The organism is Ensifer sp. Root423 (assembly GCF_001426275.1).
Lineage (GTDB): Bacteria > Pseudomonadota > Alphaproteobacteria > Rhizobiales > Rhizobiaceae > Ensifer > Ensifer adhaerens.
The window spans coordinates 292,859-315,581 of the sequence record NZ_LMEG01000002.1 but is presented as its reverse complement, the minus strand read 5'-3'; the positions used below and the strand labels follow the sequence as shown (position 1 = coordinate 315,581).

At 63.4% G+C, this 22,723-nt stretch carries 21 protein-coding genes; 5 read left to right on the top strand and 16 right to left on the bottom strand.

From position 1 onward, the window contains the following. Positions 1-49: 49 nt before the first annotated feature. From ASD01_RS05325 to ASD01_RS05310, 4 genes are all read right to left on the bottom strand, one after another. The gene (locus ASD01_RS05325; protein WP_034787610.1) at positions 50-1,234 is read right to left on the bottom strand and encodes a glycoside hydrolase family 5 protein; all 1,185 of its coding nucleotides are present in this window, start codon (positions 1,232-1,234) and stop codon (positions 50-52) included. 232 nt (positions 1,235-1,466) lie between these two features. Then, positions 1,467-2,222 (bottom strand): alpha/beta fold hydrolase, encoded by a 756-nt coding sequence (locus tag ASD01_RS05320; protein WP_060529011.1) that lies wholly within the window; start codon positions 2,220-2,222, stop codon positions 1,467-1,469. A 161-nt stretch (positions 2,223-2,383) separates the two neighbouring features. Then, the gene (locus ASD01_RS05315) at positions 2,384-4,771 is read right to left on the bottom strand and encodes a 1-deoxy-D-xylulose-5-phosphate synthase N-terminal domain-containing protein (RefSeq protein WP_060529010.1); all 2,388 of its coding nucleotides are present in this window, start codon (positions 4,769-4,771) and stop codon (positions 2,384-2,386) included. A gap of 50 nt (positions 4,772-4,821) precedes the next feature. Beyond that, entirely contained in the window at positions 4,822-5,841 is a 1,020-nt protein-coding gene (locus tag ASD01_RS05310) for a 1-aminocyclopropane-1-carboxylate deaminase (protein ID WP_060529009.1), read from the bottom strand. Between the two features lie 142 nt (positions 5,842-5,983). On the opposite strand from ASD01_RS05310, the gene ASD01_RS05305 reads away from it, so the two are divergent. Further along, positions 5,984-6,460 carry an Lrp/AsnC family transcriptional regulator gene (locus ASD01_RS05305; RefSeq protein WP_034787587.1) on the top strand — a complete coding sequence of 159 codons (477 nt, stop codon included), beginning with the start codon at positions 5,984-5,986 and terminating at the stop codon, positions 6,458-6,460. A gap of 93 nt (positions 6,461-6,553) precedes the next feature. On the opposite strand, the gene ASD01_RS05300 is transcribed toward ASD01_RS05305, so the two are convergent. Continuing rightward, positions 6,554-8,389 carry an ABC transporter ATP-binding protein gene (locus tag ASD01_RS05300; protein ID WP_060529008.1) on the bottom strand — a complete coding sequence of 612 codons (1,836 nt, stop codon included), beginning with the start codon at positions 8,387-8,389 and terminating at the stop codon, positions 6,554-6,556. Between the two features lie 47 nt (positions 8,390-8,436). Continuing rightward, on the bottom strand, positions 8,437-9,636 hold the full coding sequence (locus ASD01_RS05295; RefSeq protein ID WP_060529007.1) for an aminotransferase class V-fold PLP-dependent enzyme: 1,200 nt from the start codon (positions 9,634-9,636) through the stop codon (positions 8,437-8,439). 202 nt (positions 9,637-9,838) lie between these two features. On the opposite strand from ASD01_RS05295, the gene ASD01_RS05290 reads away from it, so the two are divergent. After that, positions 9,839-10,645: an IclR family transcriptional regulator gene (locus ASD01_RS05290; RefSeq protein ID WP_034787939.1), complete on the top strand. Its 807-nt coding sequence runs from the start codon at positions 9,839-9,841 to the stop codon at positions 10,643-10,645. 15 nt (positions 10,646-10,660) lie between these two features. On the opposite strand, the gene ASD01_RS05285 is transcribed toward ASD01_RS05290, so the two are convergent. From ASD01_RS05285 to ASD01_RS05265, 5 genes are all read right to left on the bottom strand, one after another. Continuing rightward, positions 10,661-11,176, bottom strand: a complete 516-nt coding sequence (locus tag ASD01_RS05285) for a RidA family protein (RefSeq protein ID WP_051659103.1) — start codon at positions 11,174-11,176, stop codon at positions 10,661-10,663. 22 nt (positions 11,177-11,198) lie between these two features. Beyond that, positions 11,199-12,410, bottom strand: a complete 1,212-nt coding sequence (locus ASD01_RS05280; protein WP_060529006.1) for an amidohydrolase/deacetylase family metallohydrolase — start codon at positions 12,408-12,410, stop codon at positions 11,199-11,201. 3 nt (positions 12,411-12,413) lie between these two features. Further along, complete coding sequence (locus ASD01_RS05275) at positions 12,414-13,283, bottom strand: ABC transporter permease (RefSeq protein ID WP_034787571.1); 870 nt, start codon at positions 13,281-13,283, stop codon at positions 12,414-12,416. Continuing rightward, complete coding sequence (locus ASD01_RS05270) at positions 13,283-14,224, bottom strand: ABC transporter permease (protein WP_034787569.1); 942 nt, start codon at positions 14,222-14,224, stop codon at positions 13,283-13,285. Before ASD01_RS05270 ends, ASD01_RS05275 begins: the two co-directional genes overlap by 1 nt. Positions 14,225-14,339: 115 nt before the next feature. After that, positions 14,340-15,869, bottom strand: coding sequence for an ABC transporter substrate-binding protein (locus ASD01_RS05265; protein ID WP_060643611.1), 1,530 nt, complete (start codon positions 15,867-15,869; stop codon positions 14,340-14,342). Positions 15,870-16,091: 222 nt separating this feature from the next. On the opposite strand from ASD01_RS05265, the gene ASD01_RS05260 reads away from it, so the two are divergent. Then, complete coding sequence (locus tag ASD01_RS05260; protein WP_060529005.1) at positions 16,092-16,790, top strand: aspartate/glutamate racemase family protein; 699 nt, start codon at positions 16,092-16,094, stop codon at positions 16,788-16,790. Between the two features lie 36 nt (positions 16,791-16,826). Here the strand turns inward: ASD01_RS05260 and ASD01_RS05255 are convergent, their stop codons facing one another. Beyond that, positions 16,827-17,120 carry a hypothetical protein gene (locus ASD01_RS05255; protein WP_034787562.1) on the bottom strand — a complete coding sequence of 98 codons (294 nt, stop codon included), beginning with the start codon at positions 17,118-17,120 and terminating at the stop codon, positions 16,827-16,829. Between the two features lie 233 nt (positions 17,121-17,353). After that, positions 17,354-18,301: a LysR substrate-binding domain-containing protein gene (locus ASD01_RS05250; protein ID WP_034787561.1), complete on the bottom strand. Its 948-nt coding sequence runs from the start codon at positions 18,299-18,301 to the stop codon at positions 17,354-17,356. Between the two features lie 140 nt (positions 18,302-18,441). Between ASD01_RS05250 and ycaC the strand changes: the two genes are divergently transcribed. Further along, positions 18,442-19,068: an isochorismate family cysteine hydrolase YcaC gene (ycaC, locus tag ASD01_RS05245; RefSeq protein WP_034787558.1), complete on the top strand. Its 627-nt coding sequence runs from the start codon at positions 18,442-18,444 to the stop codon at positions 19,066-19,068. 77 nt (positions 19,069-19,145) lie between these two features. Here ycaC and ASD01_RS05240 read toward each other — a convergent pair whose 3' ends face one another. Both ASD01_RS05240 and ASD01_RS05235 read right to left on the bottom strand, forming a co-directional pair. Then, complete coding sequence (locus ASD01_RS05240) at positions 19,146-20,327, bottom strand: MFS transporter (protein WP_060529004.1); 1,182 nt, start codon at positions 20,325-20,327, stop codon at positions 19,146-19,148. Positions 20,328-20,636: 309 nt separating this feature from the next. Then, positions 20,637-21,053 (bottom strand): DUF2000 domain-containing protein, encoded by a 417-nt coding sequence (locus tag ASD01_RS05235; protein WP_060529003.1) that lies wholly within the window; start codon positions 21,051-21,053, stop codon positions 20,637-20,639. Positions 21,054-21,196: 143 nt separating this feature from the next. Between ASD01_RS05235 and ASD01_RS05230 the strand changes: the two genes are divergently transcribed. Beyond that, on the top strand, positions 21,197-21,682 hold the full coding sequence (locus ASD01_RS05230; protein WP_060529002.1) for an Lrp/AsnC family transcriptional regulator: 486 nt from the start codon (positions 21,197-21,199) through the stop codon (positions 21,680-21,682). A 12-nt stretch (positions 21,683-21,694) separates the two neighbouring features. Here the strand turns inward: ASD01_RS05230 and ASD01_RS05225 are convergent, their stop codons facing one another. After that, positions 21,695-22,600: a LysR family transcriptional regulator gene (locus ASD01_RS05225; RefSeq protein ID WP_060529001.1), complete on the bottom strand. Its 906-nt coding sequence runs from the start codon at positions 22,598-22,600 to the stop codon at positions 21,695-21,697. Positions 22,601-22,723: the final 123 nt, after the last annotated feature.

Below are 22,723 nucleotides of genomic sequence, written 5' to 3'. Positions count from 1 at the left end.
GCTGTTTTGGGCTTTTTTCCAAGCGTGCGCCGGCCTTTCCCGTTCTGCGTCAATCTGTCCCTTGCAGCCGCCGGCTGATCGGCTCGAACTCCGGGGTCGCCTTGCGCGGCGTCGTGTCGCGCTCGTTGGCCTCCATCTGCTGCCAGTATTTCCAGCCGACCTTTTTCGCGCCGAGCTCGTAGTCCATGCCGTCCCAGGCATCCTCGCGGAAACTGTAGAAGGCCCAGTGCAGATCGTCCCTGTCGAGCGCGGTCAACACGTCCTCGAGATAGGTCTTGCAGCCGGACCACAGGCGCATGCAGCCGAACTCGCCGGCAACCAGCCGATTGAGCGGCACGCCCTTGTCTTTTGCCCATCGCACCGGCTCTGCAAGATAGGCTTCGACCCGGGCCCTGTCCCACGTCTCCTCGCCGTCGCCGAAGGGCACCTTGCCGGGGTAGGCGTAGGGCTTGTCGCGCTTCATGTTCGGTGCGCTGGTCGCGGCATAGGGCTCATACATGTGGAAGCTGTAGAGCACCTTCTGGTCGGTGAGCGCTGCCGGCCAATAGGAAAAGGCGTCGGCAGCCGCATACCAGCCGGCATCCGCCATGATGGGCGTTGCCGGGTCGACCGCCCGGATGGCGGCGATTACCGTCTTGTAGAAGGCCCTGAGGTCCGAGGCGCTGCCCGCCTGGTCGCCGTACCAGGCTTGCATCGTCTTTCGGTCGGCATGTTCGGCAAGGCCGTTCCTCTTTTCAGGCGCCGGCTCGTTGACGATGTTGTAGGCGGCGACCGCGGGATGATCCTTCAGCGCGCGGGCCAGATCCTGCCAGAAGGCTGCTGCCTGGCCCCACCAGATCTTGTCCTGCCAGAGACGGCCGTCGAACCGGTTGCCGTTGTTCTGCGCCCAGCGCATGCCGGGCAGCGACAGCGGCGCGATGACGACCTTGAGGCCCGCCTTGTCGGCCCGGTCGAGGGTCTCCTTCAGCGTCTTGAGGTCTGCCGCCGGTATGCCTTCGTATTTGTCGGCGTCGCCGATCAGATAGTCGCGCTTGGCCGGCTCCCACTTGTCGTAGGACAGGCGCACCCAGGTGGCGCCGTAGCCGGCCAAGGCCCTGAAATAGGCGTCGTCCGGGGGCAGCCGGTTGAAGCTGTTGCCGCCATGCTGCGGCTTATCCCAGAAGGTGATGAGATCGGCGGCACTGGCGGAGCCCGCAAGGCTGCAAGCGAGGAGGGCGGAGGCAATCAGGCGCATTCGGTCGGTCCTTCTGGAGTTCTTGGCCTTCGCGGCTCTTGGTTTGGCGCGGCCAACCTACCGGCGGATCGTTTCGCTGAAGTTCCCTGGGGAACAGCGTCAGGGTTCAAAGCGAGTTTGCGAAACCCATTGGCGGTGACTGATGCCTAGCGGTTTCGTTCTTCGCGAGAAAAAGGCCTCGCAGCGGATCAGTGATCCGCTGCGAGGCCCGCTTGCCTGGATATCTTCGCGATCAGTCGGAAAGCGCTGTCGCCGCCTTCTCAATCAGTTCGGCGACGGCGGCCGGCTGGGACAGAAAGACCGCATGACTTGCCTTGACCTCGACCGTATCGCTGCCGGCACGCTTGGCCATCGTCCGCATCAAGTCCGGATGAATGGCCCGGTCTTCGGTCGCAATCAGCGCCCAGCTCTTCTTGCCCTTCCAGGCCGGTACCGTGATCTTCGTCTCGAAGGCAGATTTTGCCGGGAAGACCTGGGAATGAGCCATGAAACGGGCTTCTACCTCGGGAACGTCGGCGGCGAAGTCCGCGGCGAAGACTTCCGGATCGAGATAGAGATATCCGTCGTCCGTTGCCGCGATGCCCTTGGTTGCAGCCGGCTTCCTGGCTGCCAGGTCAAGCAGAGTTTCGCCAGCATCCGGCTGAAAGGCTGCGACATAGACGAGGCCGGCGACGTTTTCGGAAGTCCCGGCTTCGGTGACGATCATGCCGCCATAGCTGTGGCCAACGAGGACCGATGGGCCGTCCTGCAGGTCGAGGATGCGTTTGGTTGCCGCGACATCGTCGCCAAGCGAGGTCATCGGCGGTTGGACGACCGTGACGGTGAAGCCTTTGGTGGTCAAAAGGTCGAAGACCTTGCGCCAGCTCGAGCCGTCGGCGAGTGCGCCGTGCACGATGACGACATTCTTGACGGGTTCGGCCAGGGCATGCCCAAGCGGGGCCGCCGCCAAAGCCAGGAGTGTGGCAGCCAGGATTCTCATCTTTCGCATTCTTAGGTTTCCTTTCCTTGAGAGCGGAGTGATTGTTCCCCGACAAGCGGCGCCTTCTTCGGGTGACGCTTCTGGATTTTGAGAGGCGCACGCATGCTCTGGCCGCGGGGTCCGCGGCGCATGATGGTGCGTCTTCGATAGTTCGGACGGCGATTGCTGAACTATGGGAAGAGGAGAGCCGCTTGTCCGGCAGCGGTTCGCCGGCCTGCCGTCAGCGCCATTGCGGATGCCGCGAGCGCGTTGCGGTCGAGCCGGAAGTGGCGGTAGAGATCGCCGATCGTGCCGGTCTGGCCGAAATGTTCCACGCCGTGCGCGATGGTGCGGTGGCCGGCGACGGCACCGAGCCACGAGAGCGCTGCCGGATGGCCATCGAGCACGGTGACGATCGCGCAGTGGCCGGGCAGCGGATCGAGCAGCCGCTCGATATGGCTTTTCGCACGGGGGTTGCCACGGGCCCGTTCGCGCTGGGCGGCCGTCCAACCGGCATTGAGACGGTCAGCCGAGGTGACGGCGAGCACGCCAATGTCGCGGCGGACCTCGCCTATAAGTCCGGCAGCGGCAATCGCCTCGTCGGCCACCGCACCCTGGTAGGCAATGACGACATCGCAGTTTGGCCCTGGCTTGCGCAGCCAATAGGCGCCGTCGATTGCACCCTGGCCAAAATCATCGTCGACGCGCTTCAGCGGCTGTTCGAGCGGCTTGGTGGTGAGCCTCAGATAGACGGAGCCGCCGGTCTCGTCGCGCAGCCAGGTGCGCTCGTCCGGATCGTTGTCGCCATCGCGCTGCATGTAGTCGAAGGCCCATTCCATGATGACGGCGAGTTCGTCTGCAAAGGCTGGTTCGAACGCTGCCAGTCCGTCCTGGCTGATCCCAATCAGCGGCGTGCCGATCGACTGGTGCGCGCCCCCTTCGGGCGCCAGCGTCACGCCCGAGGGCGTGCCGACGATCATGAAGCGGGCGTCCTGGTAGCAGGCATAGTTGAGCGCATCGAGGCCGCGGCAGACGAAGGGGTCATAGACAGTGCCGATCGGGATCAGCCTTTTCCCGAAGAGCGAATGGCTGAGGCCGGCGGCGCCGAGCAATAGGAACAGATTCATCTCGGCGATGCCGAGTTCCACATGCTGGCCCTCCGGAGTGAACTCCCACTTTGCCGTCGATGGAATGCGGTGCTCGATGAAGGCGTCGGCGAGCGGCTGGCGGGCAAAGAGCTTGCGCCGGTTGACCCAGGCGCCAAGACTGGTGGTGCCGGTGACATCGGGCGACGTCGTGAGGATGCGTTCGGCCAGGTCCGACTTGCCCTTGGCGAGATCGTCGAGGATCTTGCCGAAGGCCATCTGCGTCGACACCTCGCGCTGGGTCTCAAACGCGATCGGCGGCACCTCGAGCCGGTGCTCGGCGTGGCGGCGTATGCCTTCGGCAAAGAAAGGGACCGCGGCGAGGAACGCCTGGAGCGCTTGACGATCCGCCACTCCGGCGAAAGGCTCCCATTCCTCGCCGCGCCCGACACCCATATGCGCCTGCCATTCGGCGAACTGGGTCGTCGTCATCAGGCCACCGTGATTGTCCTTGTGGCCGGCAATCGGCGTGCTCCAGCCCTTGATGGTATAGGCAAGGAAGCAGGTCGGCCGATCATGGTCGATCGCTGCGAAGGTTTCGGCCATCGTCTCGACGCAGTTGCCACCGAGGTTCTCCATCAGCGCTGAAAGCTCGGCATCGCTGCGCCGCTCGATGAGCGCCGAGACGTCACCCTGGTCGCCAAGATCGTCGGCAAGCCGCTTGCGCCAGACGGCACCGCCCATGAAAGTCAGCGCCGCATAGTCCTGATTGGAGCAACCGTCGATCCAGTCGCGCAGCTTCTGGCCGCCCGGTTCGGCAAAGGCCGCGCGCTGTAGCACGCCATATTTCACCCGCACCACGTCCCAGCCGAAGGCGTCGAAGATTTTCTCGACGCGCTCGAACAGGCCCTCGCGCACGATCCCGTCGAGCGACTGCCTGTTATAGTCGATGATCCACCAGCAGTTCCTGAGGTCGTTCTTCCAGCCCTCCTGCAGCGTCTCGTAGACGTTGCCTTCGTCAAGCTCGGCATCGCCGACGAGCGCGACCATGCGGCCGATCTTGCCCTCGCCCCATTGTTTGGCACGGACGAAATCCTGGACGATCGAGGCGAGCGCGGTGATGCCGACGCCGAGTCCGACCGAGCCGGTCGAAAAATCGACATCGTCGACATCCTTGGTCCGGCTCGGATAGCTCTGCGCCCCGCCAAAGCCGCGGAAGTTCTCAAGTTTCTCGCGCGTCTGTCGGCCCATCAGATAGTGCATCGCATGGAAGACCGGCGCCGCATGCGGCTTGACGGCAACACGATCCTCCGGCCTGAGCGCCGAGAAATAGAGCGCGGTCATGATCGAGACGACCGAGGCGCAGCTGGCCTGATGCCCCCCAGTCTTGATGCCGTCGACCTTCGGCCGGATGTGGTTGGCGTGATGGATCATCCAGTGGGAGAGCCAGAGCAGGCGCTTTTCAATGGTCTTCAGATGGGTCGTGTCGGTCATCGCCAGGTTCCGATGGAGAAGGACGTAAGGTGACAGTCTAGGCCAAGGACTCAGCCGTCCTTGTAGTAGTAGCTGTAGCCGTTGAGCGCCGGTGCGCCGCCGAGGTGGGCGTAGAGAACGCGAGACCCCTCCGGGAAGAATCCCTTGCGGGTAAGGTCGATCATCCCCTGCATGGATTTGCCCTCATAGACAGGGTCGGTAATCATCGCTTCGGTGCGAGCCGCGAGCCGGATCGCCTCGTTGGTTTCCTCGGATGGTACGCCATAGGCGGGATAGGCGTAATCGGGATTGATCACGATCTCGTCTTCGCGGATCGCCCTGCCGAGGCGAACCAGTTCGGCCGTCGAGTCGACGATCCTTCGAACCTGGGAGCGGGTCTGCTCGAGCGTGCCCGATGCATCGATGCCGATCACCCGATCGGCGCGGTCCTGTGCGGCAAAGCCGACGATCATGCCGCCCTGGGTGGAGCCGGTGACGACGCAGACGACGATGTAGTCGAAGGTGAAGCCGAGCTCCTTTTCCTGTGCCGCCACCTCTTCGGCAAAGCCGACGTAGCCGAGTGCGCCATACTTGTGCACCGAGGCGCCGGCCGGGATCGGGTAGGGCTTGCCGCCGGCATCCTTAACCGACTGGATCGCATCTTCCCAGCTCTTCCGAATACCGATGTCGAAACCGTCGTCGACGAGTCGACTGTCCGCCCCCATCAGCCGTGTCATCAGGATGTTGCCGACGCGGTCATAGACCGCATCATAGTGCGGCACCCATTTTTCCTGGATGACGACGCATTTCATGCCGATCTTGGCAGCAGTGGCGGCGACCATGCGGGTGTGGTTCGACTGCACGCCGCCGATCGAGACCAGCGTATCGGCGCCCGAAGCGATTGCGTCGGGCACGATATACTCAAGCTTCCGGAGCTTGTTGCCGCCCATGGCGAGGCCGGAATTGCAGTCGTCGCGTTTGGCGTAAATCGCGACCTTTCCGCCGAGCGCCGCCGTCAGTCGCGGCAGATGCTCGATCGGCGTCGGGCCGAAGGTGAGGGGGTAGCGTTCGAACTTCTCAAGCAGTGACATGATCCAGGCCTCCGTGTGAAAATTGTAGGAAAAGGATAGGCGAAGTCTCGTGAAAGGTGCTCTCTAAATTGCTGTTCAAATTTCGCTGGATAGAATAGAGTTCCGATCAAGTTTTGATTTTCTTCAATAAACGGGATGCATAATGAAAGATTCTTCCGATGATGATTTTGACCGGATCGATCTCAAGATCCTGCGTGCCCTGCAATCCGAAGGACGGCTGACCAACGCCGACCTTGCCGAGCGGGTAAACGTCAGTCCGGCGACCTGTCATCGGCGAACACAGAGGTTGTTCGAAGAGGGTCATATCACCGGTGTGAGGGCGGAGGTCGCGCCGGCAGCGGTCGGTCTCGGAGCGTTGGTGATGGTCGGCGTTGTGCTCGATCGTTCGACGCCCGAGAGCTTTGCGGCCTTCGAGGGCGCGGTGCTGGAGATGAAGGAAGTGCTCGACTGCAATCTCGTTGCTGGCGACTTCGACTATCTTTTGAAAATCCGGGTCCGAGACATGGCGGACTTCAACAAACTGCACGGTCAGAAGCTGATTGCGCTACCGGGGGTACGCCAGACGCGCACCTTCTTTGTGATGAAGGAAGTCAAGGAGAACGCCCGGCTGCCGTTCTGACGGTCGTCGAACGATTGGCCTTTCGCATCGAAGGGCACGCGAGACCCGGTACGTCTTCAGCGTGCCGGATGCGGCCCGATAGGTGCAACCCGGTCAGACCTGGACGAAGTGATCGTCTGCGACCTGCTGATAGCGCCGCGTTTCCGGAACGTAGTTGGGCGCGCGCAAGGGGCTCTTCAGCTCGTCGCTCGCGACATTGCGGCGCGCATGGCGACGGGTCGGATCGGCGATTGGGACGGCGGCCATCAGCTTCTTCGTATAGGGATGCTGCGGATTCTCGAAAACCTGCGCACGCGAGCCGATTTCGACGATCTCGCCGAGATGCATCACGGCGACCCGGTGGCTGACGCGCTCGACGACGGCCATGTCGTGCGAGATGAAAAGATAGGCAAGGCCGAGGCTCGCCTGCAGGTCGAGCAAGAGGTTGATGACCTGTGCCTTGATCGAGACGTCGAGTGCCGAAACAGACTCGTCGGCGACGATCAGCTTCGGGTCGAGCGCCAAGGCGCGTGCGATGCAGACGCGCTGGCGCTGGCCGCCGGAGAACTCGTGCGGGTAGCGGGCGGCCATGTCGGCCTGCAGTCCGACGCGTTCGAGCAGGTCGGCGACCTTCTCACGCGCCTGCCGTGCCGTGCCGAGCTTGTGTTCGAGATAGGGTTCGGCGATCGCGGCGCCCACCGTCATGCGCGGATTGAGGCTCGCGAAAGGATCCTGAAAGATCATCTGCATGGTGCGGCGCATTTCGCGCAGCTGCCTGCGATCCATTTTGAGGACGTCCTGGCCGTCGAGCGCCACGGAGCCGCTTTCCGGCTCGATCAGCCGCATGATGGCCCGGCCGGTCGTCGACTTGCCGCAGCCGGATTCGCCGACGAGCGACAGCGTCTCGCCCGGCTGCAGACTGAAGGAGACGTTCTCGATGGCGTGGACGCGGCCTTTGAGCTTGCCGAGCAAGCCGGCGTGGATGTCGAAGCGCTTGACGAGGTTCTTGACCTCGAGGATCGGCTTGCGGCCGGCCTGGACCGTATCGGTGGCTTCCGCCGTCGCCGAAGGCAGCCCGGTCGCGGCGTCGATCACGGGAAAACGCATCGGCTGGCTTTCGCCCTTCATCGAGCCGAGCATCGGCACGGCCGAGAGCAGTGCGCGGGTATAGGGGTGTTTCGCCCGAAGGAAGATGTCCTCGGTGTTGCCGGTCTCGACCGCGTCACCGCGGAACATCACCACCGTGCGGTCGGCGATTTCGGCGACCACGCCCATGTCGTGGGTAATGAAGAGCACCGAGGTGCCTTCCTCCTCCTGCAACACCTTGATCAGGTCGAGGATCTGGCCCTGGATGGTGACGTCGAGCGCCGTCGTCGGCTCGTCGGCGATCAGGAGCTTCGGCCGGCTCGCGAGCGCCATGGCGATCATCACGCGCTGGCGCATGCCGCCGGAGAAGCGGTGCGGGTATTCGTCGAAGCGCGAGGCGGCGGAGGGAATGCGGACCTTTTCGAGCAATCGGATGGTTTCCGCCCGGGCGTCGGCCTTCGACATTGGCCTGTGGCAGAGAAGGGCCTCGGAGATCTGGTCACCGATGGTGAACAGCGGATTGAGGCTGGTCATCGGCTCCTGGAAGATCATCGCGACATCGTTGCCGCGCACGCGGCGCATCTCAGATTCCGGCAAGTCGAGAATGTTGCGCCCGCCCATCATCACCCGCCCTTCGACGCGGCTCGTCTCCTTCTGCAGGAGCCGCATGATCGACAGCGAAGTGACGCTCTTGCCCGAGCCGGATTCGCCGACGATCGCCACGGTTTCGCCGGGCGCGACGGTAAACGAGATGTCCCGAACGACAGGCTTCCAGGCGCCGTCGACCAGGAAAGAGGTCGTCAGGTTCTCGACGGAGAGAACGGGCGCCGTCGAACGGTCCGGCTGGGCTTTGGTCTCGGTCATCTCGTTTCCTCCGTCAGATGCTGCGCGTATCGTAGTTGGTCGTCGGGTCAGTCGGGCCAGCGCAGCAGGCCGGCGAAGCGGCGTGCGTTGCGTTCGGCGAGCGACGTGGCGATGATCTCGTTCGAGGCTCTCGCCTTGTCGAGCTCCTCGGCGAGGCGGCTGGCGACGATCTTCTCCTGGCCCGGATGCAGGTTGCAGGGGTCGAGGTAGAAGTAATTGTGCTCGGCCTCGTGGTCTCGCACGATGATCGGCGGCGCGCCGCGGGCCAGCGCATCGGCGAGATCCCAGGCGGTGATATGGGCTTCCTGCGGGTCGATGTTGACGCGCAGCCGGTCGAGCGGGTTGTTGGTCGGGTCGGCCTCGATCACCGGCTTGATGCCGGGACGGCCGTCGAGCGTCTCGCACCAGAGGTTCAGGTAACCGGTTTCGCGCTCGCGGATGCCGGCATGGTCGCGGGTTTCCCAGGCTTGAAGTGCCGCCATCACGCCGAGCATGCTTTCCTTGCCCACCTTCATGCCGCGGCCGATGCCGAGGTTCTGCAGGAAGGTGTTGCGCACCATTTCCTTTTTGCCGGCGACGATGCCGGAGGTCGGGCCGCCCAGGAACTTGTGGCCGGAATAGAGCACGATGTCGGCGCCCTCATCGAGGAAGATGCGCAGGTCGTATTCGGAAGCGGCGTCGACGATGACCGGCACACCCTTCGAATGGCAGACCTCGGCAAATTCCCTGAGGCCGACGAGACCGTATTGCACCACGTGATGCGAGACGACGTAGACGGCGCAAGCGGTGCGCTCGTTGATCGCGCCCTCGATGTGGTAGCGATAGGCCGACGTCGCCTGGCCGACGATCACCGGCTTGGCGCCGGCAAGCCGGATCGCCTGGTCGACGGGCGCGCCGTAGCTGACCACATGGCCCATCTGCAGAATGACTTCATTCTTGAGGCCGGTCGTATCCGGCAGGCGCTCGATGGCGGCAAGGTCGCTTCCGGTCATGGTGCCGGCAATGGCGAGGCTGATGCCGGCGGAGCAGGACGCCGTGATGAAGCCGGCCTCGGCACCCGTCAGCCGAGCAATCACCGGGCTCACCTTGCGCTGCAGGTCGTTGATCTCGACGAACTGCGGCAGTATGCCTGTCATGGCCGCGATCGCTTCCGGGACCACGATCGATGCGCCGAGGCTGGTCATCGTGCCGGAGACGTTGATAACGGGACGAAGTCCGAGAGCTTCGCGAATGTCACGGTCAGGCATAGTGGTCTCCATATGATTTTCTGGCGGTCGAAGCGGATAGACTATTCCGTCTTCGCGGAATATCTACCATAGTAATGAAGTATGAGTGAGGCTTTGCGCTATCTGACGCGGCCGCCATCGGCGGCGCGGCGGCAGCGGAAGCCGAGATTTTACCGGCAGCACGCCCTTCGAGCGGTGCAGGAGTGAAGCAGTGGACAAGACGATGACCGGCGTCGAGCCGACCGACGATATGGAAACGACCGGCAAGCCGCGCCGCTCGCGCGTGAGCGGCATGGATCGCGCCTTGCAGGTGCTCGATTTCCTTTATGAGACGGGTTCCCCGAGTGGCGTCTACGCGATTGCCAAGGCTGTCGGCGCGCCGCTGTCGACCGCTTATGTCATCGTCGACGACATGGTCGAAAAGAACCTGCTTAGCCGCGATGCCGATGGGCTCGTCTGGCTCGGCGACCGGCTCTATCACTATGGCCTTGCCTATGCCCGCTCGCTCGATTTCCTCGGCGTCGCCACCCGCGAGATGCACGACCTCGGCCGTGAAGTCGCCGAGACGATCCAGCTTTGCGGCCGCGACGGCGACTACATGCAGGTGCTCGCCATGGCCGATGGTCCCGGCCATTTCCAGGTGACCTCGCGCGTTGGTACCCGCGTGCCGCTCAACTGGACGGCTTCGGGCCGTCTGCTGGTGGGGCATCTGCCCGCCGACGAACGGCTGGAGCTGTTCCGCCGCTGTGCACGAACCTCGCCGACCGGCCGCGCCGATATCGATCCGGCCGCGCTCTCCGCCCAGGCCGAAAGCGCGCTTTCCGCAAGGCTGTCGATCCAGGCGGGCGAATCCGACTATGCCGTCGCCTGCGTCGCAGCCCCGATCCTCGACGACAAGGGCAATTGCGCCGCCACGATCTCGATCGTTCTGCCCGAGCAGAAAATCCTCGACGATCGGGCGTTCTACGCCGATCACGTCAGGGTTTCCGCCGAGCGGATCGAGAAAATGATGGGCTGGCGCAGCCACTGATCCGACCTCCCGTCGTCACTCGTGCAGAGCGACGATCGCCTCGATCTCGACGGTGATGTTGCCGGGCAACGACCCGAAACCCACCGCCGAGCGCGCATGGCTGCCGGCCGCTCCAAAAACGTCCATCATCAGGTCCGAGCAGCCGTTGATGACGCGCGGATGTTCGGCAAAATCCGGAACGGCATTGACCATGCCCAGGATCTTGACGATGCGCTTGACCTTTCCGAGGTCTCCGAGCGCATCATGCATGACCGCAAGCAGGTTGATGCCGGTTAACCGTGCGTGGTCATAGGCGCTGTCGATGTCGACATCGCCGCCGACCTTGCCGGCGTAGAGATGACCGTCGGGCTCGCGTGGGCCCTGGCCGGAGAGATACAGGATGTTGCCTTCGCGCACATGCGTCACGAAATTGGCGATCGGCGGTGGCGCCGGCGGCAGGTTGATGCCGAGGGCCTGAAGGCGTTCGTAAGGTGAGACAGCGACGGGGCTGTCGTTTTTCGGGTCCATACTGTTCACGCGTTGTCCTGTCATTTCTGTATTCTGTCGCCCTGGCTTAGCGGTAGCTGAAGCCGTGGCTGTGGTCCGGGCACTCGATATGCTGCGGCTGGTAACGATTGGCGGCAACCACGTGGGTGCCCATGACCGCGTAGCGCGGCTCGAAGAGGCGGTTGAGGTGCGCTTCGGCGCCGAGTGAATCGAAGACCCGAAGCTCGCTATCGACGAGGTCGAAGAGGGTGAATTCGGCGCGGGCGCCGACGGTAAGCAGATTGTCCATCGGCAGGCGGATGACCGAGGCGGGCGCTTGAGTCACGGCCTCGACCACCTTTTCGAAAGGCATGCCGACGCTCAAGAGCTTCGACATGGTGGTGCCCAGGTCCCAGACGGACTGGTTCATGCTGCGCAGGTGCACGTCGGTGGAGATCGAGAAGGGGAGCAGACCGCGGGCGATCGCCACTTCCGCCACGCGGAAGGAGAACGAGGCGCCGCCGTGGCCGATGTCGAGGCGGATGCCTTCGCCGGCGCAGCGTTCGGCAAGCTCAAACAGGTCCTCGTCCTCGATGATGCTGGAACCGGCCTTGCCGTTGAAGCAATGGGTGACGATGTCGCCGGGCCCGAGGATTTCCAGAACCTCGTCATAGAGCGCCGGCGGCTCGCCGACATGCACCATGACAGGGATCTTCAGGATTTTGGCGATCTTCTTGCCGAGCTTCACCGGCGTCACGCCCCAGGAACCGGTGATGACGTGGCTGGCGCGCACCTTCAGGCCGACGATGTGCTCGCGGTTTTCCTGGTAGCAGGCGATGATACGGTCGATGTCGATCGAGCGGATGTCGGAGAGTTCGCTGACGCGGTTGCAGGCGACAAGCCCGATCGAGCCGAGATTGAGGAACGCCTTGATGCGCTCGCGCGACGGCTCGATGATGTATTCGCGAAAGCCGTGGAAATTGGCTTCACCGGCCGAACCCGCGTCGACGATAGTGGTGACGCCGCGCTCCATGCCGCAAAGCTGCGGGCGCACAGAAATGTCGGTGCCGCCGTGCCAGACGTGGGCGTGCAGGTCGATCCAGCCGGGCGAGATCCAGGCGCCCTTGCCCTCTATGCGACGCACGTCGCCTGATGCCTCCAGGTTCGGGCCGAGGGCTGCGATGCGGCCTTCGCCGTCGACCAGGATGTCGGTGGTTTCAGCCGGTGCGGCCATGCCGAAGGCGACGGGCTTCACCTGCCGGATCAGCACCGGACCGGCGTTCGATGTTGCGTTCGTCATGACTTACAGGTCCTTTCTGAGGCGGGGATCGAGCATATCGCGCAGGCCGTCACCGACCATCTGCAGCGACAAGACCGAAAGCACGATGGCGATGCCGGGGAAGAGCGTTACCCAGTCGGCCTGGCCGATATATTGACGCCCGGAGGCGATCATCGTGCCCCAGGTCGGGATTTCCGGGCTGACGCCGACGCCGAGGAAGGAAAGCCCGGCTTCGGCAAGCATCGCATGGGCGAAGAGGAAGGTGCCCTGCACGAGGACGGGCGAAAGCAGATTGCGCAGCACGTGACGCGTCATGATGTGTGGCGTCGAGATCCCGAGCGCGCGGGCCGCCTCGACATAAGGAAGCTCGCGGATGACCAGTGTCGAGGCGCGCACCACGCGGGCGAGCCGCGGCGCATAGACGATGCTGAGCGCGATGATGACGGTCGTCAGCGAGGGGCCCAAGGCCGCGACCAGCGCGATCGCAAGCAGGATGTCCGGGAAGGCCATCATCGCGTCGATGACGCGGGCGATCGGCGTGTCGAGCTTCGGAAAGAAGCCGGCGAGCAGACCGAGCACGACGCCGATCACGGTTGCAAGCGTGACGACCGCCGCACCGACAAGCAGCGACAATCGGCCGGCATAGATGGTGCGGGAGAAGACATCGCGGCCGAACTCGTCGGTGCCGAAGAACCATTGCAGGCTCGGCGGCTGCAGCCGGTTGACGATCGACAGCTTGCCGGGCGCATAGGGTGCGATCAGCGGCGCGAAGACGGCAAGCAGCACGAAGACGGTGAGCACGATCAGGCCGAAGGCAACGGTTTTGCGCTTCAACAGCCGGCGGACGAACTTGCGGCCTTCGCTCTCGGTGGGGGCAGATACGGTGATAGACATCAGTAGCGCACCCTTGGATCAACGAGGAGATAGAGCATGTCGATCACGAAATTGATCAGCACGTAGAGCGCGGCAATGACGAGCAGCGCGCCCTGGATGACGGGATAGTCGCGGCGAAGCACGGCGGAGACGACGAGATTGCCGACGCCGGGCAGGCCAAAGACGGTTTCCGTGACAACCGCACCCGAGATCAGCACGGCGGCGGTGAGGCCAATGATCGTCAGGATCGGGATCAGCGCGTTTTTCAGTGCGTGCTTCATCACCACCTTGCGTTCGCCGAGGCCTTTGGCGCGGGCGGTGCGGATGAAATCGTCGCCGAGCACGTCGAGCATCGATGCACGGGTAAAGCGCAGGATCAGCGCCGAGGAGACGACGCCGAGCGCGATCGCCGGCAAGGTCAGGTGATACATGCGCTCGGTGAAGGAGGATCCGGGGCCGCCATAGCCGGAGACCGGGAACCAGCCGAAACGCACGGCAAAGACCTGGATCAGGATCAGGCCAAGCCAGAAACTCGGTATGCTGGCGGCGAGCATGGCAAGCGTTGTTGCCGCCTGGTCGACGAAGGAGCCGCGCCTGTAGGCGGCATAGATGCCGATCGGCAGCGCGATGGCGCAGGCAATCACGATGGAAAACAGGGTCAGGAAGAAGGTCGGCTCGGCACGCTCCGCCAGTGCTGACGTGACCGGCTGGTTGAGGAAGATCGACTGACCGAGATCGCCCTGCAGCAGTTGTCCGATATAGTAAACATATTGCAGGCCGAGCGACTGGTCGAGGCCAAGCCGGCTGCGCAGCGCCGTAATGTCTTCCTGGGTTGCTTCCGGACCGAGCATGACGGCGGCGGGATCGCCGGGCGTCACGCGGACGATGACGAAGACGATCGTGACGACAATCGCCATGACGACGATCATGCCCATCAGCCGTTGGAAGATGTAGCGTAACATGGTGGCCTCGAACCTTTCCTGTGCGCTCCGCCGCAAGGGTGGAGTGACGCGCCCCTTCGAGCGGGCGCCAGGCGCATGGCCCGGCTGCCCGCCGAAGTCCCTTGGGAGGGGGAGCTTACTTCTTGATCGAAGCGTTCCAGAAGTACGGCCACGGGGCCGGCGAGACGCCGTCGAGCGACTTCGACTTCGCCGAAAGCGCGTTGAAGTCGCCGATCTTGATGAACGGCACTTCCTCGAAGATCACCTTCTGCACGTCTGCCCACAGCGCCACGCGCTTGGCCGGGTCGGATTCGGCGTTGAAGGCATCGACCGCCTTGGCGCGCGCAGGCGTATCCCAGTTGCCGGGCGCCTTGGTCGACATCATGCCGATGAGGGCCGGTTCCGGCAGGAAGGGGCTGTGGGTGATGTAGATGTCCCAGAGCGTCGGGTCGGCGCGGCGCTGGGTCAGCGTCGCCCAGTCGACCACCTGCAGATCGACGGTAAAGCCGGCGAGCTTCAGATATTCGGCCGCGACCTGCGCCATCTTGTAGTGGAACTCGTACTGGCGGCTCGTCAGGATGCGCAGCGGCTCGCCCTTGTAGCCGGCGGCCTTCAGGAGTTCGCCAGCCTTTTCCGCATCGGCGATGTTGTAGGCGCCTTCGGTGCCGGCATCGGTCCGCCAGGTAAACTGCGACGGGTAGAGAGCGGCGTCGAGCGCATAGAAGTCTGTGGTGCCGAAGGCTGCCGCCATCATGTCTTCCATGCTGAGCGAAGCGCGGATCGCCTTGCGCAGGTCGAGGTTCTTGGTCATGCCGTTGCCGGAGTTCAAGACAAAGACTGGCCAGCCGAAGGGCTGCAGCATGACGGGTTCGGAAGCGCTCGAACCCTTGACGCGTTCGAAGGATTCGACCGGCAGAGAATCGACATAGTCATACTGGCCGGAAACGGCCGCTTCGACGCGGGTGTTCGGGTCCGGAACCGGCACGAAGCGGATTTCGTCGGCATATTGGTGGCGGGCGCCGCCATAGCCGTTGGCTTCGCCTTCCGGCGACTTGTAGGCATCGTAGCGGGTGAGCTGGATGTACTGGTCCGCCTTGCGTTCCTTCAGCTGGTAGGGGCCGGTGCCGACGAAATCAGTCATCGGCTCGGCCTGCTTTTCGGAAGGAAGCACGATCGCCGCGGAGTTGTTGAAGGCGAGCAGCGAAACGAGCGGCGCGTAAGGGGTGGTGAGCGAGATCTTCACCGTCAGCGGGTCGATCGCTTCGATGCCGGAAGTCGTCGTTGCCGTCTGCTTGCCGCGCGAGGCGACCTTGGTCCAGCGCTCGAGCGAGGCGACGACGTCCTTCGAGTCGAGATCGGTGCCGTCGTGGAACTTGACGCCCGAGCGCAGCTTGATCGTGTAGGTCTTGCCGTCGGCGCTGATCTCCGGAAGTGCTGCCGCCAGAAGCGGGGTCGGCTTCCAGTCCTTGTCGAAGGTGTAGAGCGTCTCGAAGATGTGTTGCGAGACTATGCCGACCAGGTCGGCCGTCGATGCCATCGGGTCGAGGGTCGGCGGCTCACCGACGGTCGCGACGTTGATCACGCCGCCCTTTTCCTGCGCAAAGGCGAGAGTTGCCGATGCCACCAATGCGGTTCCAATAAGCAATGCGAGTTTAGTCGATTTCATATTTGCTCCTCCTCATATTCCATAGTTATGCTATGTCGTTCTTTATTTTGGAATATAAAAAGGCACAAAGCCGGAAATGTCAACCGGCTGTCGTCGTCGTGTCACAACCGCCGGCAGCGGCGGGCCGGAACCCTTGTCCTGGAGGGTGCATAAGTGGACGGGAGCTATCGCGAAGGCGCGGGATTTGTTAGCCCGGAGTCCGGATTGAAAAGGGAGAAGAGAATGAAGGTCATCGGCCTGATCGGCGGCATGAGCTGGGAGAGCTCGGCGGAGTATTACCGCATCATCAACGAGACGGTTCGCGCGCGCCTGGGCGGCGTGCACTCGGCGAAATCGCTGATGTGGTCGATGGACTTCGGCGAGATCGAGCGCCTGCAGCATCACGGCGACTGGCCGGCCCTGACGGGAGAGATGATCGCCGCAGCGCGACGTCTCGAGGCAGGCGGCGCCGATTTCCTGATGATCTGCACCAACACCATGCACAAGATGGCGGCGGACCTTTCGGCAGCCGTCTCCATTCCGCTGCTGCATATCGCCGACCCGACGGCGGAGAAGATCAAGGCGGCGGGCCTTCGCAAAGTCGGCCTGCTCGGAACGGCCTTCACCATGGAACAGGACTTCTACAAAGGTCGCTTGGCGGAAAAATTCGGTCTCGATGTGCTGGTGCCGGAGGTGGAAGACCGGGCGAAGGTGCACGAGATCATCTACCGCGAACTCGTTGCCGGTATCGTCAAAGACAGCTCGCGCGACGCCTATCGCGCTATCATCGCGCGGCTTGTCGATGCGGGCGCGGAAGCGATCATCATGGGCTGCACCGAGATCATGCTTTTGATTTCACAGGCTGATAGCCCGGTCCCGGTGTTCGATACGACCGAGATCCACGCGCTTGCTGCGGTCGACCTCGCGCTCGGGGACGCCTGACCACGGCCGACTGGCCGTCGGCCGTGGTTGCAAGGGCTAGTGCAAGGTGAATTCCCGAGGTTCGCCCGGAAACAGGCTGAGAAGTGCTATGCCCTGCTGCAAAAGCAGTTCGGCGGCTGGCAAGTCGCCGACCACCAGGTCGTCCGCACAGCCGATGATGATGTTGGCGAGGCTGATCGAGTTCTCGGCGAACCGGTCGTCGCCGATCTCGTAGGCCTTCTCGGCCGTTGCCTCGAGCGCTTCCGCTACCAGCGCCATCATGTTCGAGCGTTCATCCAGCGTCATGGCATCCAGTGTCTTGGCGTCGGGAGTTTTGGCAGTTGTCTGCATGATTACCTTCCCTATTGTTCAAGCCGAAATGGCCGCGCCGGCCGAAGCCGGGGGAAAAGTCTACGACTGGGGTGAGTCCAGGAGGGGAGCCGGCGTCGAACGCGGCTTCTCCATTAAGATCGTGCGTTGCGGTGCGATATGCAAGGAATGGCTACTATGCGGCCGGCGCATGGGTCCGCGGAGGGCGGCCGCCGGGGTAGCACGTCAATGGAGCCCGTTGACCGCCGGATGCGTTAGGCCGTGATATGGGGTGGCCTTGCCGGCCATGCCAGGCTTTCGTCGATCGCGAGGCGATCGGCGGCGCATTCCTGGGCAAGAAAGTCGATGAAGGTGCGAACGGAGGGCAGTAGCCCGCGCCGCGAAGGAAAGACGGCGTGCACGACGCCGGACGCCGGGCGCCATTGCGGCAGCACCGGCACGAGCGTGCCGGCTGCCAGGTCCTTCCAGATCATCATCGTCGGCAGTTGCACGATGCCGGCACCGTCGAGCGCCGCTTCGCGTAGCGCCGCCATATCGTCGGTCAGGAAACGTGGCTCGTGGCGGATGACGGCCCGTTCTCCATCGGCGCTTTCCAGCCGCCATTCATAGGTGTGCGTGGCCGAAGTCCAGGCAAGACTCGGCAATCCCGTCAGTTGCGCGGGCTCAGCGATCGGCGCCTTCAGAAATCCGGGCCTGGCGACGAGATATTGCGAACTGTCGTCGAGCTTGCGCATCACCAGCTCGCTTTTTTCGAGCGGCGGGAACCGGACACGGATCGAAACGTCGAAACCTTCGGCGATCACATCCACGCGCCGGTTGGTGCTTTCCAGCTGCAGGCCGATCCGCGGATGGGCGGTCATGAACCGGGCAAAGAGCCGGCCGAACTGGAACGAGATCAATGCGGTCGGGCAGCTCACCCGGATGATGCCCTGCGGCTCTCCCTGATGCTGCGCGATGAAGGCATCGGCCGCTTCCGCCTCGATTAACACCGCGACGCAGCGCTGGTAATATTCGCGGCCGACATCGGTAACGAAGAACCGACGCGGCGAACGCTGGATCAGCCGAACCCCGATCCGGTCTTCCAGCATAGCAATGCGCCGGCTCAGCCGGGATTTCTGCGTACCGGTTGCCCGTGCCGCAGCCGCAAAGCCGCCATGATCCACGACTTGGACAAAATAATAGAGGTCGTTCAGGTCCTGCATCGTTCTATTCATAGGACGCTGCGTCGAAATTCACAATCTTTTTGCGGCGACGGTCCTGCAGTAGCTTACGTTCAATCACAGCAGATCGGCAACGAAGGCCGCTGGCGGTGATGAAAACCAAACGAAGGAAAGGACTTCCGATGACCAAGCCCTACGTACGCCTCAACAAGGATGATGTTGCCGTCCTGCTCGTCGACCATCAGACCGGCCTGTTGTCGCTGGTGCGCGACTTCGACCCGGACAAGTTCAAGAACAATGTTCTGGCGCTCGGTGATCTCGCCAAGTACTTCAAGCTGCCGACGGTTCTCACAACCAGCTTCGAGGATGGCCCGAACGGCCCGCTGGTTCCGGAGCTGAAGGAACAGTTTCCCGATGCGCCCTTCATTCCCCGTCCGGGCCAGATCAACGCCTGGGACAATGAGGATTTCGTCAAGGCGGTGAAGGCCACCGGCAAGAAGCAGCTGCTGATCGCCGGCGTCGTGACCGAGGTCTGCGTGGCGTTTCCGGCGCTTTCGGCGATCGAGGAAGGCTTCGAGGTCTTCGTGGTGACGGATGCTTCCGGCACCTTCAACGAGGTGACACGCGATTCCGCCTGGTCGCGCATGACCGCCGCCGGCGTTCAGCTGATGACCTGGTTCGGCGTTGCCTGTGAGCTGCATCGCGACTGGCGCAACGACATCGAGGGTCTCGGCACGCTGTTTTCGAACCACATCCCGGACTACCGCAACCTCATCACCAGCTACAATACTATGGCGGCGCGCAAGTAAGACACGCCAGACGATGAACGACGAAAGCCCCGGCCTCGGATGGCCGGGGCTTTTCGTGTTGTCTGTTGCCGTGGCCTTTATGCGCGGCTGGCGGCCTGCTGGGCGTCGTCTTGCACGTCCAGACGGGCCGCGGGCTTGAGCCGGCCGGTCAAGAGCAGGCTGACGGCGAGGAAGGGCACGAGCACGCCAAGACCGAAGCGCATGTCGCTGTATTCGGCGATCAGGCCGATCAGCGGCGGCCCGAGCAGGAAGCCGAGCAGCGCGATGAAGGACAGAATGGCGACGCTCGCGGCCGCCGGCCGGTCCTTCTGGTCGGCAGCGGCTGTGACGGCGAAGGGAAAGCCGACGGATACGCCGAAGCCCATGGCAGAAAAGCCGAGAAGTGCTGCCCAGGCGGCGGGGCTTACCACCACGAGAATGAGCCCGCTAATGCTGGCGATACCGCAGGCACGTGCCACCGCGACCGGGCCGTAGCTCGCCTTCAGCCGGTCGCCGGCAAAGCGCCCGGCAGCCACCATAAAGGCGAAGATCGAGTAGCCGAAACCGGCGCTGGCGCTGGAAAGCCCGAAGATGTCGCGCAGGAAGACCGCCGACCAGTCGGCGACGGCGCCTTCGGTCATGGTGATGCCAAAGACGAAGAAGCAGACGCCAAGCAATGCCCAGCCCGGCAGCTTGCGTCTGGAGGGCGACGCTTCGGCAGCCGCGGCCTCGCCGGTCTTCAGGAGCGGCAGCTTCCGGGCGAAGTAGACGCTGATCGGCAACATGCCTGTCGCCGTCAGCGGCACCGCCCATTCCGGCGCTACATGCAGCGCTGCGAAGCCGACGCCAACCAGGCTGCCTGTCATGATGCCGAGGCTCCAGAAGCCGTGGCAGGTGCTCATGATCAGCTGCCCGGAGTGCTTCTCGATCGCATCGGCCTCGACGTTGAGGCCGAGTTCGAGCGTCGTCAGTGCCGCGCCGACGATGGCGAGCGCCACGAAGAGCACCTCGATGTTCGGGGCCCATGTCGGCAGCCAGACGAGCGCCAGAAAGACGACGAAGCCGTAGAGGATGGTCGCACGGCCGCCGATCCAGGCGACAAAACGGCCGGCAAACGGCAGGGTCAGCAGAATGCCGACGGGCATGCCGAGCAGCGCGATCGCCAGTTCCGCCGGGCCGAGGCCGAGCCTTTGCTGCACGTCGGGAATACGCGGCAGCCAGGCGCCGAAGGCGATCGGTTGCAGGAAGAAGATCAGCATGATGAGCCGTTGGTTGGTCATGCGCATTGTTCCCCGGATAGCGTGTCGCGCGATGCACCCTCGGCAGCGGCGGGAGCCGTCGAGCCGATGCGGTATGTGAAGGAATTCTGATATTCTGAAAATTGTTTTCAGAGCTTGTCGCGCAGGGCGGGTCCCGTCAAGGCGAGAAGAGGCCGTCAAGTCGGAAAGCGCGGCCTTTCCGAGCGAATGGCTGTTGGTGTTGCGAATGTGTCGCCACCAATCCTGGCATTGGTCTGGTTCCGGTGAAAAAAATGTACATACCGGAAGCGGCGGGCTCCGACCCGCCGTGCCGTTGCGCGTGCTTTTGTCCTATCGCAGCAATTTCAGCGATCCCGTCAGCGATCTGACCCACTTCACGTCGCCGGCAAGACCGATGCCGTCGATCGTCTCCTGCGCGAGATCCCGTTCCGGAAATTGCGTCTCGTAGTCGGCATAGCTGTGCAGCGAACGCGCGAAGGCTGGAAACGGCACGACGACACGATCGTCTTCTTTCGGCAAGGCCTTCAGGAGCAGCGCCCGGATCGTCGCGACATCGGCCTGGAGGATCGGTACGGGCCGGTTGGAGCTGATGTCGATGGTGTTCTGCCTGCTGTCCGTCAGCCGCTGGTTACCGAGACCGGGCATCGCCGAGCCGATGCCGATGCAGATCGCTGCGATCGTGTTGGCGAGATGACCGGGTGTCAGTTCGGGATTGACGACGATGGCGAGGCGGGTGTCCTGAAGCACGTGGTCTGTTTCCTCTCTGTTTCTCAAAGGATGCTGTCGGCCGGGAGAATAGACCGTGTGGCGAGGCAGTTTCTTTCTGATGTTGCGAGAAATTGCCAAGATGGGGTAGATTCATCCCAGTATCGCCGAAAACGAGATAGAAGATGCCCTCCGCCCTGACGCCCGCCGATGTAAAGATCCTGACCGCGCTGCAAAGTGACGGGCGCCTGAGCAACCAGGCGCTTTCGGAGGAGGTTGGCATGTCGACCTCGCCCTGCTGGCGGCGGGTACGGCAACTGGAGGACGACGGCGTCATCCAGGGCTACATGGCGGTACTCAATCGCCGGGAAATCGGCCTTGGGGTGCTCGCCTTCATCCGGGTAAAGATCGACAGCCATACGGAGGCGGAGGCGGACGCCTTCGCCGAGGAGGTGATGAAACTCGACAGCGTCGTTGCCTGCTACAGCATTGCCGGCGATGCGGATTTTCTCCTTCAGGTCGTCTCTGCCGATCTCGATTCCTATTCGGATTTTGCCATGAAGGTCGTGCGGCGCCTGCCGTGCATCAAGGAGATGCAGACGACCTTCGTGCTGAAGGAGATCAAGGCCTATGGCGGGCTGCCCCTGCGCGCCTCGGCCGGCCAGCGCTGACCCAAACCACGGTCAGGAGGCGGAGGCCATCAGCGGGTCTTCCCGGACCACCTGGACAAGGAAATCGAGAACGGTGCGCACGCGTAGCGGCACGTTTCTGCGCGAGGGATAGACGACGCTGATCGGCAGGCGCGCCGGCGGGAATGCCGGCATCACGTTGACCAAGCGGCCAGCCTCGATGTCCGGGCAGGCCAGGATATGGGAGAGGATCGCAAGGCCGTTGCCGGCGAGCACCGCGCGATGCACGGCCACGGCACTGTTGGCGACGAGCCGGGGCGCGATGCGCACGAAAACGTCGCCGGACCCGTCGGAAAACGTCCACTGGCGGCCGTCGCCGGCGCGGCTGTAGCAGATGCATTCATGCTTCCCGACGTCGTCGGGAGTCTTTGGCGCGGGGCGCCGGTTCAGATAGTCGGGTGCCGCCACCAGAAACGCGGTCGTCCAGCCGATCCGCCGGCAGATCAGGCCGCCCTCCGACACCGGACCCAAGCGAACCTCCAGATCGATGCCCTCCCCAACCAGTTCCGATGGTTCCTCGCGAAACAACATCTCTACGGAAAGCCCCGGATGACGGGCGAGCAGGGCGGCCAGGCGATCGCTCAGATAGAGCCCGAGCGGCGCGGGCACGGTGAGCCGCACGCGGCCCGCCACGAGGCCAGTCTCGCCGCAGGAAGCCTCGTTCAGAGCATCGACCGCCTCGACAACTTTGAGCGCCATCGGGATCATGTGTTCCCCCTCGGCGGTCAGCGCCAGCGCATTCGTCGTCCGGTGCAGAAGACGCATGCTCAGGTGCTCCTCGAGTGCCGAGACCTGGCGTGATACCGCCGGCTGGGTCAGGCCGAGATCGTTGGCAGCCGCGGAAAACGAGCCGGTCTCCGCCACCCGCAGGAAGGCTCTGAGCGCAGAAACGATGTCCATCCGGCTTCCCCCAAACGTTTCGACATAAGCCTTATGCGCCGAGTTTACCCCCGGCGCGCTTTACTGTCCATCGATTAAGGATATCTTATATCCATAAGGATAACAGATGTCCTTAATTAGGAG

Excerpts from the sequence above, each read along its gene's own strand:
- ASD01_RS05225 (WP_060529001.1), bottom strand. The coding sequence starts at position 22,600 with ATGGACATCGTTTCTGCGCTCAGAGCCTTCCTGCGGGTGGCGGAGACC.
- ASD01_RS05320 (WP_060529011.1), bottom strand. The coding sequence starts at position 2,222 with ATGCGAAAGATGAGAATCCTGGCTGCCACACTCCTGGCTTTGGCGGCG.
- ASD01_RS05310 (WP_060529009.1), bottom strand. The coding sequence starts at position 5,841 with ATGTCACTGCTTGAGAAGTTCGAACGCTACCCCCTCACCTTCGGCCCG.
- ASD01_RS05260 (WP_060529005.1), top strand. The coding sequence starts at position 16,092 with ATGAAGGTCATCGGCCTGATCGGCGGCATGAGCTGGGAGAGCTCGGCG.
- ASD01_RS05270 (WP_034787569.1), bottom strand. The coding sequence starts at position 14,224 with ATGTTACGCTACATCTTCCAACGGCTGATGGGCATGATCGTCGTCATG.
- ASD01_RS05315 (WP_060529010.1), bottom strand. The coding sequence starts at position 4,771 with ATGACCGACACGACCCATCTGAAGACCATTGAAAAGCGCCTGCTCTGG.
- ASD01_RS05230 (WP_060529002.1), top strand. The coding sequence starts at position 21,197 with ATGCCCTCCGCCCTGACGCCCGCCGATGTAAAGATCCTGACCGCGCTG.
- ASD01_RS05290 (WP_034787939.1), top strand. The coding sequence starts at position 9,839 with ATGACCGGCGTCGAGCCGACCGACGATATGGAAACGACCGGCAAGCCG.
- ASD01_RS05285 (WP_051659103.1), bottom strand. The coding sequence starts at position 11,176 with ATGACAGGACAACGCGTGAACAGTATGGACCCGAAAAACGACAGCCCC.
- ASD01_RS05250 (WP_034787561.1), bottom strand. The coding sequence starts at position 18,301 with ATGCAGGACCTGAACGACCTCTATTATTTTGTCCAAGTCGTGGATCAT.
- ASD01_RS05255 (WP_034787562.1), bottom strand. The coding sequence starts at position 17,120 with ATGCAGACAACTGCCAAAACTCCCGACGCCAAGACACTGGATGCCATG.
- ASD01_RS05325 (WP_034787610.1), bottom strand. The coding sequence starts at position 1,234 with ATGCGCCTGATTGCCTCCGCCCTCCTCGCTTGCAGCCTTGCGGGCTCC.
- ASD01_RS05300 (WP_060529008.1), bottom strand. The coding sequence starts at position 8,389 with ATGACCGAGACCAAAGCCCAGCCGGACCGTTCGACGGCGCCCGTTCTC.
- ASD01_RS05295 (WP_060529007.1), bottom strand. The coding sequence starts at position 9,636 with ATGCCTGACCGTGACATTCGCGAAGCTCTCGGACTTCGTCCCGTTATC.
- ASD01_RS05305 (WP_034787587.1), top strand. The coding sequence starts at position 5,984 with ATGAAAGATTCTTCCGATGATGATTTTGACCGGATCGATCTCAAGATC.
- ASD01_RS05240 (WP_060529004.1), bottom strand. The coding sequence starts at position 20,327 with ATGACCAACCAACGGCTCATCATGCTGATCTTCTTCCTGCAACCGATC.
- ASD01_RS05265 (WP_060643611.1), bottom strand. The coding sequence starts at position 15,869 with ATGAAATCGACTAAACTCGCATTGCTTATTGGAACCGCATTGGTGGCA.
- ASD01_RS05275 (WP_034787571.1), bottom strand. The coding sequence starts at position 13,283 with ATGTCTATCACCGTATCTGCCCCCACCGAGAGCGAAGGCCGCAAGTTC.
- ASD01_RS05280 (WP_060529006.1), bottom strand. The coding sequence starts at position 12,410 with ATGACGAACGCAACATCGAACGCCGGTCCGGTGCTGATCCGGCAGGTG.
- ycaC (WP_034787558.1), top strand. The coding sequence starts at position 18,442 with ATGACCAAGCCCTACGTACGCCTCAACAAGGATGATGTTGCCGTCCTG.